Source organism: Dietzia sp. UBA5065, from assembly GCA_002415925.1.
Taxonomy (GTDB): Bacteria; Actinomycetota; Actinomycetes; order Mycobacteriales; family Mycobacteriaceae; genus Dietzia.
Genome location: DIAZ01000096.1, coordinates 19,019 through 36,176, shown reverse-complemented (window position 1 = coordinate 36,176; position 17,158 = coordinate 19,019). Strand labels below are relative to the sequence as shown.

Below are 17,158 nucleotides of genomic sequence, written 5' to 3'. Positions count from 1 at the left end.
CTGGGCGGCATGCTCACCAACTTCCAGACCGTCCACCAGCGCCTCATCCGCCTCAAGGAGCTCGAGGCGATGGAGCAGTCCGGTGGGTTCGAGGGTCGCACCAAGAAGGAAATCCTCATGCTCACGCGTGAGATGACCAAGCTTGCGCGGACCCTCGGTGGTATGCGGGACATGACCAAGGTGCCCTCCGTGGTGTGGATCGTCGACACCAACAAGGAGCACATCGCCGTCGGTGAGGCCCGCAAGCTGGGCATCCCGGTCGTCGCGCTGCTCGACACCAACTGCGACCCGGACGTCGTGGACTACCCGATCCCGGCGAACGACGACGCCATCCGGTCGGTCAGCGTGCTGACCCACGTGATCGCGTCCGCCGTCGCCGAGGGCCTCAAGGCCCGCTCGCAGGCGGGCAAGGCCACCGGCGAGGAGGCCGAGCCCCTCGCGGAGTGGGAGGCCGAGCAGCTCGACCAGGTGACCGGCGAGACCGCCGCGCCCGAGGCCGAGGCACCCGCTGCCGAGGCGACCGAGGCGCCCGCCGCCGAGGCCGCCGCGACGGACGCCCCCGCGGTCGAGTCCACCGAGGCCTGATCCGTACCACCAGCTCGAGCACCGTCGGGCCCGGCCGCCCACGATCCCCAGCGGGGGTCATCCGGGGGCCGGGCCCGACGTGTCGGTGACGGAGGGCTCCCGTCCCCCGGCCGACGCCAACAACTTCCGACACATCACGAACCCCACTAGAGGAGGGTCGCCCCACCATGGCGAACTACACCGCTGCCGACGTCAAGCGTCTGCGTGAGCTCACCGGCTCCGGGATGATGGACTGCAAGAAGGCTCTCGAAGAGACCGACGGTGACTTAGAGAAGGCCGTCGAGGTCCTGCGCATCAAGGGAGCCAAGGACGTCGGCAAGCGCGCCGAGCGCACCACCGCCGAGGGCCTGGTCGCCGTCAAGGACGGCGTCATGATCGAACTCAACTCCGAGACCGACTTCGTGGCCAAGAGCGCCGAGTTCATCGCGCTGGCCGAGAAGATCGTCGGTGTGGCCGCAGCACAGGGCATCTCCGATCTCGACGCCCTGAACGCCGCCGAACTCGACGGTGCCACCGTCGCCGACGCCGTGGTCTCGTTCTCCGCCAAGTCGGGCGAGAAGCTGGTCCTGCGCCGCGTGGGCAAGCTCGACGGTCCCGTCGCCGTCTACCTCCACAAGCGCTCGTCCGACCTGCCGCCCGCCGTCGGCGTCATGGTCGCGTACGCCGGGGAGGGCGAGGCCGCCGAGGCCGCGGCCCGTTCCGCCGCCATGCAGATCGCCGCGCTGAAGGCGCAGTACGTCACCCGCGACGAGGTGCCCGCCGAGGTCGTGGCCAAGGAGCGCGAGATCGCCGAGGCCACCGCCCGCGAGGAGGGCAAGCCCGAGCAGGCGCTGCAGAAGATCGTCGAGGGTCGACTCAACGGCTTCTACAAGGACGTCGTCCTGCTGGACCAGCCCTCGGTCACGGACAGCAAGAAGACCGTCGGCGCGCTGGTCGACGAGGCCGGAGCCACGGTCACGTCCTTCCTCCGCTTCGAGGTCGGCCAGGCCTGATCCGGCCCCGAGCCCCCTTCGGGGGCGCTGCGCCGACGGCGGCACCCGGGACGCCCGGGTGCCGCCGTCGGCGTCTGTCCGAGCGGTCCGTCACGTCCTCCGCGGGCTCTCGCGTGGTGACGGGGGGGATAGGGCAGAATGGACGAGGTCCCACCAAGGGCCGCACTGCTCCTTGACGAGTTGGCGTCAGGGGGTCGACGCACGAGACGGGCGTGATCCGTCCGGGACGAGGAGAACGATGACCGACCCGCGGGACGGCTACAAGCGTGTGATGCTCAAGCTCGGCGGCGAGATGTTCGGCGGCGGCAGCGTCGGAATCGACCCCGATGTGGTGCAGTCCGTCGCACGCCAGATCGCCGAGGTCTCGCGGACGGGTGCGCAGATCGCGATCGTCATCGGCGGCGGGAACTTCTTCCGTGGCGCCCAGCTGCAGCAGCGCGGCCTCGACCGCGCGCGCAGCGACTACATGGGCATGCTCGGCACCGTGATGAACTGCCTGGCGCTGCAGGACTTCCTCGAGCAGGAGGGCGTGTCGACGCGTGTGCAGACCGCCATCCACATGGGGCAGGTCGCGGAACCGTACATTCCCCTGCGCGCCGAACGGCACCTGGAGAAGGGCCGCGTGGTGATCTTCGGTGCCGGGATGGGAATGCCCTACTTCTCCACCGACACCACCGCCGCCCAGCGCGCGCTCGAGATCAAGGCGGACGTGCTCCTCATGGCCAAGGCGGTCGACGGCGTCTACTCCGACGATCCCCGGACCAACCCGGACGCCGAGCTGTTCACGGAGATCGAGCACCGTGAGTGCCTCGAACGGGGACTGAAGGTCGCCGACACCACCGCGTTCAGCCTGTGCATGGACAACAAGATGCCCATCCTGGTCTTCAACCTCCTCACCGAGGGCAACATCGCGCGCGCGGTCGCCGGCGAGAAGATCGGGACCCTGGTGAGCAGCTGAGCCTGACCCGGCTGAGCCGGATCCAGAGACGCGCGAACCGCAAGTACGAGTGAACGGAAGGCAACCACATGATCGACGACACGCTGCTCGAGGCCGAGGACAAGATGGAGAAGGCCATCGAGCACGTCCGTGACGAGCTCGCCGCCATCCGTACCGGACGCGCCAACCCCGGGATGTTCAACCGGGTGGTGTGTGAGTACTACGGCACCCTGACGCCCATCACCCAGATGGCGACCATCGCGGCCCCCGAGCCCAGGATGCTCATCATCAAGCCCTACGAGATGTCGCAGATCGGGCCGATCGAGAACGCGATCCGGAACTCCGATCTCGGCGTGAACCCGACGAACGACGGGCAGGTCCTGCGGGTGACCGTGCCGCAGCTGACCGAGGAGCGGCGTCGCGACCTGGTCAAGCAGGCCAAGTCCAAGGCGGAGGACGGCCGCATCGCGATCCGCGGTGTCCGGCGCAAGGCGATGGACGAGCTCAAGCGGATCGACAAGGACGGCGAGGCCGGCGAGGACGAGGTCAACGCCGCCGAGAAGGAACTCGACAAGATCACCCACCGGTTCGTCGCGGAGGTGGACGAGATCGTCAAGGCCAAGGAAGGCGACCTGATGGAGGTCTGACCTCCCCGGTCAATCGATCATCCCCACCCGCAACTCGAGGAGAACGCCGTGGATATCGCTCCGTCCGGCCCGCCCGGGCCCACCGCCGCGGCCGCCACCCCGCCGTCGCGTGCCGGTCGGGACCTCACCCGTGCCATCCCCGTCGGCATCGGACTGGGTGCGATGGTCATCGCGAGTATCGCCTTCAACCCGAGAGCCTGGTATCTGGTCGCCGCCGGCGCGGTGGCGATCGGGACGTGGGAGGTCTTCAAGCGTCTCCGCCAGGCCCGGTTCACGTTGCCGCTCCTCCCGTTGCTCGTGGGTGGTCAGGCCATGGTCTGGTGTGGCTTCCTCGGTGGGGCCCGGGGGAGCTTCGCGGCGTTCGCCGCGACCACCGTGGTGGTGCTGGTCTGGCGCCTGCTGATGGCCGGGCTCACCGCGGCGCCGCAGAACTACCTGCGCGATGTCTCGGTCGCCGTGTTCGTCCTGGTCTGGATCGCGATCCCCGGATCGCTCGGCGCCATGCTCTCGGACGGCGACTACGGTGCCCAACGCGTGGTCGCGCTCATCCTGCTGGTCGTGTGTTCCGACGTCGGCGGTTACGCGGCCGGTGTGCTGTTCGGGAAGCACCCGATGGCACCCGCGGTGAGCCCCAAGAAGTCGTGGGAGGGTTTCGCCGGTTCGATGCTCTTCGCGATCGTCGGCGGCGCGCTGGTCGTGGCGCTGCTGTTCGATGACAGTGTCTGGAAGGGCGTATTGCTCGGGGTGCTCACCGTGTTCACCGCGACCCTCGGTGATCTCATCGAGTCGCAGGTCAAGAGGGATCTCGGCATCAAGGACATGGGCACGATGCTGCCGGGTCACGGCGGATTCATGGACCGCCTCGACTCCGTGTTGCCCACCGCCGTGGTGGTGTGGCTCATGTTCACCTTCATCGTCCCGACCTGATCCGGACGACGTCACGGTCGTCGGACCAGGTCGGGCGACGTCCCGCACTAGTGCCGACGCGAGGTGAGCTTGCGTGTCTTACGGGCGCGCATCCGCAGCTGCAGGATCCGGAAGCCGGCGAACAGGGCCATGATGAGCGCCCCGGCGATGGAGGCGAAGAGGATCAGGACTCCGAGCGGGAGGCTGAACTGCAGCCCGAGGAGGCGGACGGCGGTCGACGCGGTGTTCTGGGCGATGAAGATCAGCAGCAGGATGGTGACGAGGGCGCCGAGGACGAGCCCCACCCAGGCGGAGCCCAGTCTGCCGGCCGTGGTGTCCGGGAGCTCGACATCGTGGTTGCGACGGCCGGATCGCGAGGCGTCCTCGGGGACGGTCGCGGGAGCGGGGGCGGGGGTGTCCTCAACCGGGGCGATCTCGGTCGATCCCGTGGTGGCGTCGGGGGCATCGGGAACGACGGGGTCGTGCGGGCGCTTGGTCATGCCAGGACTCTATTCCCTCCCGCCGGTCGGGGGCATCCGCTGGCGGTGTGTCGCGCGGGCTCGCATCTGACACAATGGCCGCACCATGGTTGAACCACTTCCCCTCGTCTTCGATGCCCCGCGCAGGGGCCTTCCCCCCCGACACTTCGCCGATCTCGACGCGGAGGGACGGGGAGCCGCGATGGGTGAGCTCGGCCTCCCCGCGTTCCGCGGTAAGCAGCTGGCCAATCACTACTTCGGTCGGCTCGAGGCGGACCCGGCCCTCATGACGGACCTGCCCGCGGGCATCCGCGACCGGGTCGGCGAGGAGTTGTTCCCCTCGCTCACGACCTCGCTGAGGCACATCTCGAGCGACGAGGGCACCACGCGCAAGACGCTGTGGAAGCTCCATGACGGCTCGCTCGTCGAGAGCGTCCTCATGCGGTACCCGGATCGGGCGACCGTGTGCATCTCCAGTCAGGCCGGATGCGGAATGGCGTGCCCCTTCTGCGCGACCGGACAGGGCGGGCTGCAGCGCAACCTGTCGGCAGCCGAGATCCTCGAGCAGGTGCGGGTGGCGGCCCGGTCGCTGAGGGACGGGGAGATCCCGGGCGGACCGGGCAGGCTGTCCAACGTCGTGTTCATGGGAATGGGGGAACCGCTCGCCAACTACAAGCGGGTGCTCACGGCGGTGCGGGGGATCATCTCGCCTCCGCCGTTCGGATTCGGGGTGTCGCAGCGGTCGGTGACCGTCTCCACGGTCGGTGTGGTCCCCGCCATCCACCGTCTGGCAGAGGAGGGCCTCCAGGTCACCCTGGCGGTCTCGCTCCACACCCCGGATGACGAGCTGCGGGACACCCTGGTTCCGGTGAACAACCGGTGGCCCGTCTCGGAGGTCATGGATGCCGCGCGTCACTACGCGGACGCCACCGGCCGGCGTGTGTCGATCGAGTACGCCCTCATCAGGGACGTCAACGACCAGACCTGGCGGGGCGAGATGCTCGGACGCCTGCTGGCGCAGCGGCTCGGGCACCTGGCCCACGTCAACCTGATACCGCTGAACCCGACCCCCGGCAGCGAGTGGGACGCGAGTCCGAAGCCGCAGCAGGACGCGTTCGTCGCCGCGGTCCAACGGTCCGGGGTGTCGTGCACGGTCCGTGACACCCGGGGTCAGGACATCGACGCCGCGTGTGGCCAGCTCGCGGCGGAGGGGTGATCGCGGGGCGGCCGACGAAAAGGGCCGCCACCGCGTGGTGCGCGATGACGGCCCTGCCCCGGGGTGTCCGGTCTCAGTGCGTGGTGCGCGCCGATCCGACGACTCCGGTCGCCGCCGCTCCGGTCACGGAGTAGTGGTCCGCGGGGACCTGGAACACCTCGTTCATCCGGGCGCTGTGGTCCTTCTTGGGACGCAGCGACAGGAACATCCAGATGGCGAGGAACGCGGCGATGGACACCAGCCAGATGTCCTCCACCTTGCCGACATGATTGCCGACCATCATGGCCAGGAGGAACAGGACGAAGAAGCCGCCCACGAGCAGCCCCACCTTCCTGCTGTGGTGGTGCCAGCCCCACTCGACCGAGGGCTCGTCGACGGAACTGATCCCGTCCACGACGATTTCCTTGCTGGTGTGGTGCCCGTCGGTGCTCATGCTCCCCGGTTCTCCTCACGGCTCGCTGGCAGCCCTGCGGGCCGCCGACATCCCGCTCAGTTTGTCACATGTCCACCCGGGGCCCACGCGGAACCCGCCGGTGCGTGTCCCCCGGAGCGATCGGTCGATGCGGCACGGAGGGGTCCGGGTGTGGACAATGGTGGGGTGACCACCCGCGTTCTCGTCCTCGGCTCCACCGGCTCGATCGGCACCCAGGCTCTCGAGGTGGTCTCCGAGGCCACTCCCGGCCGGTTCGACGTGGTGGGCCTGGCCGCGGGGGGCGGGCGGATCGACGTGCTGGGGGAGCAGATCGCCGGCACGGGCGCCCGGTACGTCGCCGTGGCGGACCCCGCGGCGGCGGATCGAGTGCGCGCGGAGTTCCCCGACGTCACGGTGTTCGCGGGACCCGGCGCCGCGACCGAGCTGGTCCGGTCGGTGGAGGCGGACGTCGTCCTCAACGGGATCGACGGGTCGATCGGATTGGGCCCGACCCTCGCCGCGCTCGGGACCGGCGCCCGTCTGGCGTTGGCCAACAAGGAGTCCCTGGTGGCCGGCGGGGCCCTGGTCACCGGTGCCGCCGCCCCGGGGCAGCTCGTCCCCGTGGACTCGGAACACTCCGCCATGGCGCAGTGCCTGCGTGCGGGTTCCGCCGACGAGGTGGACAGACTCGTCCTCACCGCGTCGGGGGGGCCGTTCCGGGGTCGGACGCGGGCGGAGCTGGCCGACGTGACCGCAGAGCAGGCGCTGACGCACCCCACGTGGGCGATGGGTCGGATGATCACGCTCAACTCCGCGACGCTGGTGAACAAGTCCCTGGAGTTGATCGAGGCGCACCTGTTGTTCGGTGTCCCCTACGAGAAGATCGACGTGACCGTGCACCCGCAGTCGGTGGTGCACTCCGCCGTCACCTTCGTCGACGGCGCCACGATCGCCAAGGCGTCGCCACCCTCGATGAAGCTCCCCATCGCGCTGGCCCTGGGGTGGCCCGACAGGATCCCCGGTGCGTCGACCCCACTGGACTTCTCCCGGTCGCACACCTGGACGTTCGAGCCCGTCGACGAGGAGACGTTCCCGGCGATCGCCGTGGCCCGCGCGGCGGGCGCGGCGGGGGGCCTGAGGACGGCCGTGTTCAACGCCGCCAACGAGGAGGCCGCCCCCGCCTTCCTCGACGGGCGGATCCGGTTCCCCGAGATCGTGGACGTGGTGGCGGAGACCGTCGGCGCGGCGGACGAGTGGTCGTCCGATCCGCGCGATCCCGACGACGTCACGGCGGCGGAGTCCTGGGCCCGGCGCCACGCCGCCGCCCTGGTCGCGGGAAGGCGGGGCTGAGTCGATGATGGTCGTCGGGATAGTCCTCTTCGCCCTCGGGATCATGGCCTCGATCGTGCTGCACGAATACGGGCACATGAAGGTCGCGCTGTGGTCGGGCATGAGGGTCCGGCGGTTCTTCGTCGGCTTCGGCCCCACGGTGTGGTCGGTGAACCGCGGGGGGATCGAGTACGGGCTCAAGGCGGTCCCGCTCGGGGGGTTCTGCGACATCGCTGGGATGACGGCCTACGACGAACTTGCGCCGGAGGACCAACCGAAGGCCATGTGGCGCCAGGCGTGGTGGAAGCGGGTGGCGGTGCTGCTGGCCGGCCCCGCCATGAACATCGTCCTGGCGATCGCCCTGTTCTACACCGTCGCCCTCGGGTGGGGCCTGGTCAACCGCGACGTCCAGCCCATCCCCACGGACAGGGTCGCCGCCGTCGTCGGAGACACCTGCGCCGGCGCGGGACAGTGCGGGGTCGGCGTCGGCCCGGCCGGAGAGGCCGGGATCCTCGCCGGCGACAGGATCACCTCGGTCGACGGTCTCCCGGTGGACAGCTGGGACGACCTGTCCGAGGTCGTCTCCGCGCGGCCGGGCCGGGCCGTTCCGGTCACCGTCGAGCGGGACGGGGCCACGGTGACGACGACGGCGACGTTGACGGCCTCCACCACCGACGGGCAGGCGAGGGGAGCGCTCGGGGTGAGGCTCTCGGAGGAGGGCATCCCCCGGGAGATCCTCGACGACCCGGCCTACCAGACGGTCAACACCTACGGTCCGCTGAGCGCGATCCCGGCGACCCTGTCGTTCACCGGCGAGATGATCGAGGCGACGGTCGAGGGGCTCATCGCCTTCCCGTCCAAGATCCCCGCGGTGGCGGCATCGATCTTCGGCGCGGAGCGTGCGGACGACTCGCCCGTCTCGGTCGTGGGGGCGAGCCACATCGGGGGACAGGCGGCCGAGCAGGGGGCCTGGTGGCTGTTCCTGCTCTTCCTGGCCGGTCTCAACCTCTTCCTCGGTGCGTTCAACCTCGTTCCGCTCACCCCCTTCGACGGGGGTCACATCGCCGTGGTCTTCTACGAGAAGATCCGGGACGCCCTGCGCCGTCTGCGTGGACTCGCGCCGGGCGGACCCGCGGACTACGAGAAGCTGGCCCCCCTGACCATGGCCGTGTTCGTCCTCCTCATCGGCGTGTCCGCGATCGTCATCACCGCCGACTTGGTCAACCCCATCCTGCTCACCGGTTGAGCCGCGTCCACACCCACCTCGCACGCCCGGCCCGGAATGCGGATAATGGCGGACGGGACGCGCGAGCATCCGGCTGGCAGCCCCTACGGAAGGTCCTGTTGTGAACGAGTCCTCCTCCCTCCCCATCGGACTGGGCATGCCCGACGCACCGCCGCCGGTCCTGGCACCGCGCCGGACCACCCGGCAGCTGTTCGTGGGACAGGTCGGCGTGGGCAGCGACCACCCGGTGTCGGTGCAGTCCATGACCACCACCAAGACGCACGACATCAACTCCACGCTGCAGCAGATCGCCGAGCTCACCGCGGCGGGGTGCGACATCGTCCGCGTGGCCTGCCCCCGGCAGGAGGACGCCGACGCGCTGGCGACCATCGCGCGCAAATCACCCATCCCGGTGATCGCGGACATCCACTTCCAGCCCAAGTACATCTTCGCGGCCATCGACGCGGGCTGCGCCGCGGTCCGGGTCAACCCGGGCAACATCAAGGAGTTCGACGGCCGGGTCGAGGAGGTGGCCAAGGCGGCCGGCGCCGCCGGTATCCCGATCCGGATCGGCGTCAACGCCGGCTCGCTGGATCCGCGACTGTTGGCCAAGTACGGCAAGGCGACCCCGGAGGCGCTCGTCGAGTCGGCGCTGTGGGAGGCCTCGCTGTTCGAGGACCACGGCTTCGGCGACATCAAGATCTCGGTCAAGCACAACGACCCCGTCATCATGGTCGAGGCGTACCGCCAGCTGGCCGCGCGGTCGGATTACCCGCTCCACCTCGGGGTGACGGAGGCCGGCCCGGCCTTCCAGGGCACGATCAAGTCGGCCGTCGCCTTCGGCGCTCTCCTCTCCGAGGGGATCGGTGACACCATCCGGGTCTCCCTCTCCGCCCCGCCGGTCGAGGAGATCAAGGTCGGAACCCAGATCCTGCAGTCGCTCAACCTGCGGCCGCGCAAGCTCGAGATCGTCTCGTGCCCGTCCTGCGGGCGCGCCCAGGTGGACGTCTACACCCTCGCGGAGCAGGTCACCGCGGGGCTCGAGGGGATGAGCGTGCCGCTGCGGGTGGCCGTCATGGGGTGCGTCGTCAACGGGCCCGGCGAGGCCCGGGAGGCGGACCTCGGGGTGGCGTCGGGCAACGGCAAGGGGCAGATCTTTGTCAAGGGCGAGGTCATCAAGACCGTGCCGGAGGCGATGATCGTCGAGACCCTCATCGAGGAGGCGATGCGCATCGCCGAGGAGATGGGCGAGCCCGTCGGCGACGCGGTCGAGGGCGGTGGCCCCCAGGTCAAGGTCACGCGATAGGCCGTGACCGATACGGTTGCCCCGCCGGCAGGGGTCGGCGGGTGCCGTGAGGTCGGGGCGGGGGAGGCACGGGCGCTGCTCGGGGTCCTCGAGTCCGACCCGCTGGTGTCCGCGCCCGCGGCGGAGAAGTTCGCCGCGTCCGGCGCGGCCGCCGGGCCGGAGGGGCGATTCCTCACGCTCGGGGGTCCGGAACGCTCCCTGGTGTTCGTGGGCAGCGCGGTGCTCCCGCTGCGTGGCACCGCCGTCGACCTCCTCGCCCTGGGCCGGGCCGTCGCGGGCCTGGGATCCGGCCCGATGTCGGTCCACGGGCGGCGGGGGCTCGTCGCCGCGGTGTGGACGTCCCTCGAGACCAGCTGGGGGTGCGCCCGGGAGTACCGGGACTCGCAGTTCCTCATGGTTCTCGAGCGCCGCGTCGATCCGCTCCTCGTGTCGGCGGAGATCCGCCCGGCGACCCTGGAGGAGTTCGACCCGGTCCTCGCCGCCGCGGCGGCGATGTACCGGGAGGAACTGGGGTCCGACCCGTTCGCAGTCGGCGCGGGGATCCCGTTCCGGCGCCGCGTCGCGCGGTCCCTGACGCGGGGACGGACCTGGGTGGGGATCGACGACGACGAGGTGTTCTTCAAGGCGGACGTGGCGGCCATCTCCCCGCGCGTCGCCCAGATCCAGGGCATCTGGGTCCGCCCCGATCGTCGCGGTGCAGGACTCGGGACCGCCGGGACAGCGGCGGTGTGCGCCGCCCTCCAGTCCCGTCGGCTGACCCCCTCGCTGGTGGTCAACGGATCCAACGCCGCCGCACGCTCGGCGTACCGGCGGGTGGGGATGACCGAGGCGGTCGACTACGCCACCGTCCTCATGTGACGGTGGCCCCACCGCGGGGTGGCATCGGGGCTCGGTCCCGGCCGAACATCCCGGCCGCCACTATCCTTGGACCATGACCACGTCGACCCGCCCGCCCCTCGTCCCCGGTGCCCCCACCCCGATCCGGACCGTCCCCGAGTCGATCCCGCGCCCGGAGTACGCCTGGCGCGATCGCGTGGACGAGGCGAACGGGGAGCCGTGGGTGCAGACCGCCGAGGTGATCGAGGCCATGCGCACGGCGTGCAGGATCGCGGCCGATGCGCTCGTGGTGGCGGGGGAGGCCGTGGCGCCCGGGGTGACGACGGACGAGATCGACCGGATCGCCCACGAGTACATGTGCGATCACCGCGCCTACCCGTCGACCCTCGGGTACAAGGCGTTCCCCAAGTCCTGCTGCGTCTCCCTCAACGAGGTGATCTGCCACGGCATCCCCGACACGACGGTGATCCAGGACGGCGACATCGTGAACATCGACGTCACCGCGTACATCGGAGGGGTCCACGGCGACACCAACGCGACCTTCCTCGCCGGGGACGTCAGCGAGGAGAACCGCCTCCTGGTGGAGCGGACGCGCGAATCCATGAACCGCGGCATCAAGGCCATCCGCCCCGGTCGGGAGGTCAACGTGATCGGCCGGGTGATCGAGTCGTACGCGCGCCGCTTCGACTACACGGTCGTGAGGGAGTTCACCGGGCACGGTGTCGGCCCCACCTTCCACAACGGTCTCGTCGTGCTGCACTACGACGACCCGTCCCGCACCGAGGTCCTCGCGCCGGGGATGACGCTGACCGTGGAGCCGATGATCTCCCTCGGCGGCCCCGGATTCGACGTGTGGGACGACGACTGGACGGTGACGACCGCGGACAAGGCGTGGACCGCGCAGTTCGAGCACACGGTGCTGGTCACCGACGACGGTTACGAGATCCTCACCCTGCCCACCGTGGGGTGAGCGGACGCGAGGTCGATCGTCGATGACGGCCTGCCGCGTGGACAACGCAGGGCATACTGTCCACCATGATCGAGACCCCCCGCGGACCCGTTGAGCAGATCGACGTCCTCGTCGTCGGAGCCGGCTTCGGAGGCATCGCCATGGCCGACCGGCTGTCACGGGACGGACGGGGGCGCGACTTCCTCGTGCTCGAGGCCGCCGACGAGGTGGGGGGTACCTGGCGGGACAACACCTATCCCGGATGCGCCTGCGACGTGCCGACCGCCCTGTATTCGTTGTCCGGGCACGCGCACCCCGGTTGGTCCCACTCGTTCGGTCGTCAGGCCGAGATCCAGGCCTACCTCGTCTCGGTCGCGGACCGGATCGGCCTCCGGGAGCGGCTCGTCACCTCGTGCGAGGTCACCGGTGCCCGGTGGGACGCGGAGGCCGCCCGGTGGGTGGTCGACACCGGCCGCGGCCGGGTGCGCGCGCGTCACCTCGTGGTGGCCACCGGTGCGCTCTCCACACCCTCGGTGCCCCGGCTCCCGGGGCTGGAACGGTTCGAGGGGGAGGTGTTCCACTCGTCGCGCTGGCGTCACGACGTCCCGCTCGAGGGCAAGCGGGTGGCGGTGGTGGGAACCGGCGCATCCGCGGTCCAGTTCGTCCCCGAGATCGCCGGGACCGCCGAGCACGTCACCGTGTTCCAGCGCACACCCGGGTGGATCCTGCCCAGGCTCGACCGGTCCATCCCGGAGCGGCGCCAGGCTCTCTACCGGCGCTTCCCGATTCTCCAACGGATCGTCCGGGGCAGGGTCTACGCGGGCCGTGAACTGTACGTCCTGGCGTTCACCCGTGCCCAGTTCCTCCTGCGGCTCTTCGAGTGGTTCGCCCGGTTCTACCTGTTCCTCAACGTCCGGGACCGGACCACCCGGACGGCGCTCACCCCGGACTTCTCGATCGGCTGCAAACGGGTGCTGCTGACCAGTCAGTGGCTCCCGGCGCTCACCCGGCCGGACGTCTCCCTGGTGTGCGGCGCCGCGTCGGCGGTGACCCCGCGTGGGGTCGTCGATCCCGGGGGACGGGAACACCCGGCCGACGTGATCATCTTCGGCACCGGATTCCAGCCGACCGAGCCTCCGATCGCCAGGCTCGTCACCGGCGCCGACGGGCGGACGCTCGCCGAACACTGGGACGGCAGCCCGCGCGCCTACAACGGCGTGACCGTGTCCGGGTTCCCCAACCTGTTCCTGCTGTACGGACCCAACACCAATCTCGGGCACTCGTCGATCGTCTACATGCTGGAGTCCCAGGCCGAGCACGTGCTGCGGCTGCTCGACCTGGCGGGACGGGACGCGCGGGGGACCGTCGAGGTGCGCGACCGGGCCGAGGCCGACTATGCCGACAGGATGGACCGCGAGCTGGCCGACACGGTGTGGAACCGGGGCGGGTGCTCCAGTTGGTACATCGACTCCCGGGGCAGGAACTCGGTGATGTGGCCGACGTTCACCTTCCGGTACCGGGAACAGGTGAGGTCGGTGGACCCCGCCGACTTCGTCGTGGGCTAGAAGCCCCGGTCGGGGAAGCCCAGACCGAGCAGGGCGTTCTCGACGACCTCCGCCATCGCCGGGTGGATCCAGTACTGCCGTCGCGCGAGCTCGGGGACGGTGATGCCGAACTCCATGGCCTGGATGAGGATCTGGACCAGCGACGGCGCGTGGGGACCCATGAGGTGCGCCCCGAGGAGCAGCCCGGTGGAACGGTCGGCGACGAGCTTGCAGCAGCCCGTCGAGTCCTCCATCGCCCAGCCGTAGGCGACGTCGCCGTAGTCCTGCACCTTGACCGTGACGTCGTGGCCGGCGTCGCGGGCCTCGGCCTCCGTCATGCCCACCGAGGCGATCTGCGGTGACGTGAACACCGCGTAGGGGACGAACCGGTGGTTGAAGGGCTGCAGGTCGTCCGGGTGCCGCAGGTTGTGCCCGAGCACCCGCTGCTCGTGGTTGGCGACGTGCTTGAGCTGGTACGGCGAGCTGATGTCCCCCAGCGACCACACACCCTCCGCGGTGGTGCGGCCGAACTCGTCCACCCGGATGAGCTCGCCGTCCATCGAGACCCCGGCGGTGTCGAGCCCGAGCAGGTCGCCGTTCGGTGTGCGCCCGGTGGCTACGAGGAGCGCCTCTGCGGAGCAGCCGGAGCCGTCCTCGAAGGTGATGTCGACCCCGCGACGGTCGGGACCGGTCGCGGTCATGGTGGCGATCTGCTGCCCGAGGCGGACGTCCCACCGTCGGCCGGCCTGCGCGGTGAAGCGCTCGGCGAGTTCGTGGTCGAGGTGCTTGAGGAGCACGTCCGAGCGGCCGATCACGGTCACCGCGACCCCGAGCGAGGAGAAGACGTGGGCGAACTCGCAGGCGATGAAACCGGACCCCTGGATGATCATCGACCGCGGCAGTTCGGGGATCCGCATGATGTCGTCGCTGGTGTGGTAGGCCACCCCCGCCTCGGTGACGATCTCCGGTATCGAGGGCCTGGCGCCGGCGGCGATCACCACGGAGTCGGCGGTGATGATCTCGCCGGTCCCGGTGTCGATGGTGCGCGGGCCCACGAAGCTGGCGTGACCGTCGTACACGGTGACGTTGGGGCAGCGGGTGCGCCGGTAGTCCTCCCCGCTGGAGGCGATCGGGTCGATCCGTCGGTCGAACACCCGGGAGACGATGTCCGGCCAGCGGACCCCGTCGAGGGTCGAGTCGACACCGTACGTCGAGGAGTGCGAGATCGCGGAGGCGGTGTCCGCCGCGTAGACGAACATCTTGGTGGGGATGCACCCCACGTTGAGGCAGGTCCCACCGAAGCGCCCCTTCTCGCAGATCGCCACCGACTTGTCGGCGAACGACTCGTCGATCAACGAGTTGCCGCTGCCGGTCCCGATCACGATGAGGTCGAAATGGCGGGAGGGGGTCTGGGCCATGGTTGTCAGGACTCCTTGTTCGGGGGCGTGAGGACCCGGTCCACCCAGTCTCCGAGGTGGCCCAGGACCACCTCGAGGACGTCGGCGCGGGAGAGGAAGACATCGTGGCGGGCGCCCGCCACGGGGACGTCGGTGACCCGGTCGGAGACGCGGTCGGCGAAGCGCTCCATCGAGCGGACGTCGAGGATGAGGTCCGTGTCCACGTCGACCGCCCCGCTCCGGCCGGGGGCTCCCACCGCCGACGCCGTGGACCGCAGCATGAGGACCGGGAGGGGGAGTCCGACACCGGACTGCAGCTGCTTCTGCGCGCGGCGGACCGCCGCCAGCCACCCGGCCCGGACGCCGACCCCGCCGGGCGGTTTCAGGGTGGTGTCGTACTGGAAGTCCCCGTCGAAGTCGACGTGGGTGCTCGCCACGTAGCGGTCCGAGGTCCTCAGCGGGAGACGGTAGTAGGGCCTGGCCGAGCCGAGGGTCCGGATGACGGGGTCGATGACCGGGCCGAGCAGAGCCCGGGCGCGGGCGGGGACGTCGAGTTGGAACCAGGGGGAGTTCAGGACGAGCCCCACGACGGGGTCCACCCCGCCCCTGTCGCGCCGCCGACCCAGCCACAGCGGGACCACCAGGCCACCCGTGGAGTGCGCCGCGACGAGGACGGGCAGTCCGGGATGCTCGGCGGTGATCACGGCCAGGGCCTGATCCAGCTCGTCGTCGTACCGTTCCAGGTCGGTGACGAAATGGGGGGTCAGTCCGTCCCGCCTCGACCGACCGCACTTGCGCAGATCCACGCCGTACGTCGCGATCCCGCGTCCGGCGAGGAACTCGGCGAGGTGGGTGTGGAAGAAGTAGTCCGAGAGGCCGTGGACCACCAGCAGGGCCGCGACGGGGTGGTCCGGCCCGTCCTCGTGGCGCACCAGCGTCGCCGAGATGGGGCCCTCGCCGTCCGGGTCGATCCCGAGGGGGAGCTCACGGCGGCGGTAGGACGGGCCCAACAGGTCGGGGGCCCACCGGCCGACTGATCCGGGGTCTGCTGGGGGAGAGGGCACGACGACCACCCTAGTCCGGTGTGTCCCGGGGGCGGACCGGTGAGTAGTCTTGGAGGCCGGTGAACGCCGGGCCCGGGGTCGGGTCCACGACCAAAGAGCGAGGGTGACCGGTGACTGCAGACCAGGTGGCAAGGCACGGAACGACGGACGTGGCGCTCATCGGCGCCGGCACCATGAGCGCGACGCTCGGAGCCCTGCTGCGTCGCCTCCAACCGGACTGGGACATCCAGGTCTTCGAACGACTCGAGGGGCCGGCCCTGGAGTCCTCGGACGCGTGGAACAACGCGGGAACAGGCCACTCGGCGCTCTGCGAGCTCAACTACTCGCCCAGGACCGCCGACGGCGACGTGGACATCTCCAAGGCCGTGAGCGTGAACGAGAAGTTCCAGGTCTCCCGGCAGTTCTGGTCCTACGCGGTGGAGAACACGATCCTCGGGGATCCGACCGAATGGATCCGCCCCGTCCCCCACATGAGCTTCGTGGCAGGCAGGGACGGGCAGGACTACCTGCGCGCGCGCTACGACAAGCTCGCCGGCCACCCTCTGTTCCCGGGGATGGGCCACACCACCGACTTCGCCGAGCTCGAGCGGCTCGTCCCGCTGATGGCGCGCGGGCGCAGCGCGGAACAGCCCTTCGCGCTCAGCCACTTCGAGAACGGCACCGACGTCAACTTCGGGGCCCTGACCAGGCAGCTCATCAAGTACCTCACCCGCACCGGCACCGAGGTCCACTACCAGAACCAGGTCAAGGACCTCGAGCGCAACTCCGACGGGACGTGGCGGCTGACGGTGGCCAATCGCCACACGGGCGACGAGCGCACGATCGATGCCAAGTTCGTCTTTGTCGGCGCCGGCGGCGGTGCGCTGCACCTGCTGCAGAAGTCGGGCATCCCCGAGATCAAGGGGATCGGCGGATTCCCCGTCGGCGGCCAGTGGCTGCGCTGCACCAACCCGGAGCTCGTCGAGCAGCACCAGGCCAAGGTGTACAGCCAGGCGTCCGTCGGCGCGCCCCCGATGTCGGTGCCGCACCTCGACACCCGAGTGATCGACGGCAAGAAGGGCCTGCTGTTCGGGCCGTTCGCCGGGTGGACCCCCAAGTTCCTCAAGATGGGCAGCTTCCTCGACCTGCCCTCGAGCATCCGGCTGGGCAACCTGCTGCCCATGGCCAACATCGGGCTCACGGAGATGGGCCTGGTCAAGTACCTCGTGACCGAGCTCGCCAAGAACCACGGCGCCCGCGTGGACACCCTGCGGGACTTCGTTCCGTCCGCCCAGGACGGCGAGTGGGAGAAGGTCATCGCGGGCCAGCGCGTCCAGGTGATCAAGCCCAACGG

17 protein-coding genes are annotated in these 17,158 nt (G+C 70.2%); 13 read left to right on the top strand and 4 right to left on the bottom strand.

Annotation, left to right across the window (positions count from 1 at the left end):
* The 5 genes from rpsB to B4M60_RS07370 form a co-directional block, all read left to right on the top strand.
* A partial coding sequence (rpsB, locus tag B4M60_RS07390) for a 30S ribosomal protein S2 (protein ID WP_291081814.1) occupies positions 1 to 585 on the top strand: 585 nt, incomplete at its 5' end.
* Positions 586 to 752: 167 nt separating this feature from the next.
* The gene (gene tsf, locus B4M60_RS07385; RefSeq protein WP_291081812.1) at positions 753 to 1,577 is read left to right on the top strand and encodes a translation elongation factor Ts; all 825 of its coding nucleotides are present in this window, start codon (positions 753 to 755) and stop codon (positions 1,575 to 1,577) included.
* Between the two features lie 238 nt (positions 1,578 to 1,815).
* A complete protein-coding gene (gene pyrH / locus B4M60_RS07380) occupies positions 1,816 to 2,535 on the top strand; it encodes a UMP kinase (RefSeq protein WP_291081810.1) in 720 nt (239 codons plus the stop codon).
* A gap of 68 nt (positions 2,536 to 2,603) precedes the next feature.
* Complete coding sequence (frr, locus tag B4M60_RS07375; protein WP_291081808.1) at positions 2,604 to 3,161, top strand: ribosome recycling factor; 558 nt, start codon at positions 2,604 to 2,606, stop codon at positions 3,159 to 3,161.
* A gap of 48 nt (positions 3,162 to 3,209) precedes the next feature.
* Positions 3,210 to 4,088, top strand: coding sequence for a phosphatidate cytidylyltransferase (locus tag B4M60_RS07370; RefSeq protein ID WP_291081806.1), 879 nt, complete (start codon positions 3,210 to 3,212; stop codon positions 4,086 to 4,088).
* A gap of 47 nt (positions 4,089 to 4,135) precedes the next feature.
* Here B4M60_RS07370 and B4M60_RS07365 read toward each other — a convergent pair whose 3' ends face one another.
* A complete protein-coding gene (locus B4M60_RS07365) occupies positions 4,136 to 4,567 on the bottom strand; it encodes a LapA family protein (RefSeq protein WP_291081804.1) in 432 nt (143 codons plus the stop codon).
* Positions 4,568 to 4,652: 85 nt separating this feature from the next.
* Here B4M60_RS07365 and rlmN point away from each other — a divergent pair, with 85 nt between their 5' ends.
* Positions 4,653 to 5,762, top strand: coding sequence for a 23S rRNA (adenine(2503)-C(2))-methyltransferase RlmN (gene rlmN / locus B4M60_RS07360; RefSeq protein ID WP_291081802.1), 1,110 nt, complete (start codon positions 4,653 to 4,655; stop codon positions 5,760 to 5,762).
* Positions 5,763 to 5,835: 73 nt separating this feature from the next.
* Here rlmN and B4M60_RS07355 read toward each other — a convergent pair whose 3' ends face one another.
* Complete coding sequence (locus B4M60_RS07355; RefSeq protein ID WP_291081800.1) at positions 5,836 to 6,195, bottom strand: DUF2631 domain-containing protein; 360 nt, start codon at positions 6,193 to 6,195, stop codon at positions 5,836 to 5,838.
* A gap of 165 nt (positions 6,196 to 6,360) precedes the next feature.
* Between B4M60_RS07355 and dxr the strand changes: the two genes are divergently transcribed.
* From dxr to B4M60_RS07325, 6 genes are all read left to right on the top strand, one after another.
* Complete coding sequence (dxr, locus tag B4M60_RS07350; RefSeq protein WP_291081798.1) at positions 6,361 to 7,524, top strand: 1-deoxy-D-xylulose-5-phosphate reductoisomerase; 1,164 nt, start codon at positions 6,361 to 6,363, stop codon at positions 7,522 to 7,524.
* Between the two features lie 4 nt (positions 7,525 to 7,528).
* A complete protein-coding gene (locus tag B4M60_RS07345) occupies positions 7,529 to 8,749 on the top strand; it encodes a M50 family metallopeptidase (RefSeq protein ID WP_291081796.1) in 1,221 nt (406 codons plus the stop codon).
* A 136-nt stretch (positions 8,750 to 8,885) separates the two neighbouring features.
* On the top strand, positions 8,886 to 10,034 hold the full coding sequence (ispG, locus tag B4M60_RS07340; protein WP_291081820.1) for a flavodoxin-dependent (E)-4-hydroxy-3-methylbut-2-enyl-diphosphate synthase: 1,149 nt from the start codon (positions 8,886 to 8,888) through the stop codon (positions 10,032 to 10,034).
* Between the two features lie 3 nt (positions 10,035 to 10,037).
* On the top strand, positions 10,038 to 10,892 hold the full coding sequence (locus tag B4M60_RS07335) for a GNAT family N-acetyltransferase (protein ID WP_291081794.1): 855 nt from the start codon (positions 10,038 to 10,040) through the stop codon (positions 10,890 to 10,892).
* A gap of 73 nt (positions 10,893 to 10,965) precedes the next feature.
* Positions 10,966 to 11,841 (top strand): type I methionyl aminopeptidase, encoded by an 876-nt coding sequence (map, locus tag B4M60_RS07330; protein WP_291081793.1) that lies wholly within the window; start codon positions 10,966 to 10,968, stop codon positions 11,839 to 11,841.
* 65 nt (positions 11,842 to 11,906) lie between these two features.
* Positions 11,907 to 13,385 (top strand): flavin-containing monooxygenase, encoded by a 1,479-nt coding sequence (locus tag B4M60_RS07325; protein WP_291081791.1) that lies wholly within the window; start codon positions 11,907 to 11,909, stop codon positions 13,383 to 13,385.
* Here B4M60_RS07325 and mtr read toward each other — a convergent pair.
* Positions 13,382 to 14,782, bottom strand: a complete 1,401-nt coding sequence (gene mtr, locus B4M60_RS07320; protein WP_291081789.1) for a mycothione reductase — start codon at positions 14,780 to 14,782, stop codon at positions 13,382 to 13,384. The genes B4M60_RS07325 and mtr overlap by 4 nt on opposite strands.
* Before the next feature lie 5 nt (positions 14,783 to 14,787).
* Positions 14,788 to 15,825 (bottom strand): alpha/beta hydrolase, encoded by a 1,038-nt coding sequence (locus B4M60_RS07315; protein WP_291081788.1) that lies wholly within the window; start codon positions 15,823 to 15,825, stop codon positions 14,788 to 14,790.
* A gap of 173 nt (positions 15,826 to 15,998) precedes the next feature.
* On the opposite strand from B4M60_RS07315, the gene mqo reads away from it, so the two are divergent.
* Positions 15,999 to 17,158, top strand: a 1,160-nt coding sequence (gene mqo / locus B4M60_RS07310; protein WP_291081818.1) for a malate dehydrogenase (quinone), incomplete at its 3' end; no start/stop codon positions are given.

Coding starts and splice junctions, on each gene's coding strand:
- ispG (WP_291081820.1), top strand. CDS start 8,886: ATGCCCGACGCACCGCCGCCGGTCCTGGCACCGCGCCGGACCACCCGG.
- rlmN (WP_291081802.1), top strand. CDS start 4,653: ATGGTTGAACCACTTCCCCTCGTCTTCGATGCCCCGCGCAGGGGCCTT.
- pyrH (WP_291081810.1), top strand. CDS start 1,816: ATGACCGACCCGCGGGACGGCTACAAGCGTGTGATGCTCAAGCTCGGC.
- B4M60_RS07345 (WP_291081796.1), top strand. CDS start 7,529: ATGATGGTCGTCGGGATAGTCCTCTTCGCCCTCGGGATCATGGCCTCG.
- B4M60_RS07325 (WP_291081791.1), top strand. CDS start 11,907: ATGATCGAGACCCCCCGCGGACCCGTTGAGCAGATCGACGTCCTCGTC.
- map (WP_291081793.1), top strand. CDS start 10,966: ATGACCACGTCGACCCGCCCGCCCCTCGTCCCCGGTGCCCCCACCCCG.
- B4M60_RS07355 (WP_291081800.1), bottom strand. CDS start 6,195: ATGAGCACCGACGGGCACCACACCAGCAAGGAAATCGTCGTGGACGGG.
- tsf (WP_291081812.1), top strand. CDS start 753: ATGGCGAACTACACCGCTGCCGACGTCAAGCGTCTGCGTGAGCTCACC.
- frr (WP_291081808.1), top strand. CDS start 2,604: ATGATCGACGACACGCTGCTCGAGGCCGAGGACAAGATGGAGAAGGCC.
- mtr (WP_291081789.1), bottom strand. CDS start 14,782: ATGGCCCAGACCCCCTCCCGCCATTTCGACCTCATCGTGATCGGGACC.
- B4M60_RS07365 (WP_291081804.1), bottom strand. CDS start 4,567: ATGACCAAGCGCCCGCACGACCCCGTCGTTCCCGATGCCCCCGACGCC.